Raw genomic sequence first — 1,529 nt, 5'->3', positions numbered from 1 at the left:
TTTGGTATCTCCGTGAATACAGGCTTTTTAATATCCGCCCTCTTTATGCCCGAATCCATAAGGATTGCATAAAAATAGGACGGGTTAATATCCCGCCCCATTTTAGAGGTCTGCCATAATTCGTAGCTTTCCACCGCCAAATCAACCGCCCTTTTGATTTCTTTGGTGCTTGCTTCCTTGTCTTTTGGTATGTAATAGGTTAATTCAATATCAAAATCAACTGTTGTCGGTGCTGCGACCGTTACCTTATCCGTCATAGGTCTTATATCGTCTGCACTTAAATATGCCTGCACCTCTTTTATAAGTTCCTCACTCGGTAACTCTCCGCCGTATAGCATTATCCTTATATCCGCTACTCCGTCCTGTGGACTTTCTGCGGATACATCACTTATTTGAGATGATACCGCCTTGGCGTGATAGGTATAACTTCCTCTCGGTCCGGCGGTAGTGTAGCTTTCTTCGGATTCCCTCATGCGGTTATAGTATGCGGTATCGCTTTCCTCTCCGCTTCCTCCGGCTGTTTCCGTTGTATTTGCAACTTCCTTAAAATATAAAAATTCCTCTGTAACAAGCCTACTTACCTGTCCGGGGGTAAAGCCGTTTCCGTCCTCTCCCAATGTCGTGCATACCGCTTCTACCTCTGCGTATGTTTCTCCTGCCGGGAATGTTAAGTATCCTGTTGTTACAAAATTTATATATCCGTCTACCGTTACCTCGATTTCATCTGTTATCACATATTCCTTATCAAGTGCTGTTGTAATGCTGAATCCAAGCGTTGTCCTCGCTGCCGTAGGTTGTAGCCTGTAGGTGTTATGGAATATTTCACTTAATGAATCCAAGTTTTGTCCTGTGGCGTATCTTGGTAGGTTCTGTTTTGCCGATTCGTTGATATTTACCCTTTCCTGTATGATTACACTTGCAAGCCAAAGGATAAACGCCCTTACAGGGTCGGCAGGGTATAAGGTTCTGCCTGTAATCTCTTCGTATCCGGCTATCAGTTTATTTACAAGTGCTTCCGTATCGGTATCTACAAACTCAACCTCGGGTAACTCACTCGGTATATTCCTCGTCGTATTCGTCGTATTCGCCATTTACTTCTACCTCCACTTTAGGTTTTAATATGCCCCTTTCGTAGTCTGTCGTAAATTCTATACTTACAATCTCTGCTCTCGGCTCATATTCTCCGATTTTGTCGTAAATATCTGCCGTTGCAAGTGCCGTTGCCGTTGTAATCGGTTTATCTATGTAAGCTGCATTTAATCCAAACTCACGGTTAAGCGGTATGTCATATTCTAACGAGGATAGCAAAAACCAAACATTTTGTATTACTTCCTCGTATAGTGTTTGAGGTGCAAGGTTTATAGGCTGTTCCTGTGCGGTATCTATCGTAAAACTCATTCCTGCCTGCCTTTCTACCTCTTTGCGTACTGTTCAAGCGATAAGGTGCTTTTGGCTATCAACAGGTTTCCTTGATTATCGAATTTCTCATAATCTTTTGTATGTCCTGTGATAACCCATTGGCTGCCGTA

2 protein-coding genes are annotated in these 1,529 nt (G+C 43.0%); both read right to left on the bottom strand.

The annotated features are described in order from the left end of the window. A partial coding sequence (locus ACQY63_RS12335; RefSeq protein ID WP_428245324.1) for a baseplate assembly protein occupies nucleotides 1-1,091 on the bottom strand: 1,091 nt, incomplete at its 3' end. Then, entirely contained in the window at nucleotides 1,051-1,398 is a 348-nt protein-coding gene (locus tag ACQY63_RS12330; RefSeq protein WP_428245323.1) for a hypothetical protein, read from the bottom strand. The genes ACQY63_RS12330 and ACQY63_RS12335, both read right to left, overlap by 41 nt. Nucleotides 1,399-1,529 lie beyond the last annotated feature (131 nt).

The sequence above is a fragment of the Eubacterium sp. Marseille-QA0814 genome, assembly GCF_965119675.1.
Taxonomy (GTDB): domain Bacteria; phylum Bacillota; class Clostridia; order Lachnospirales; family Lachnospiraceae; genus Eubacterium_G.
This window is presented reverse-complemented; position numbering and strand designations above follow the sequence as displayed.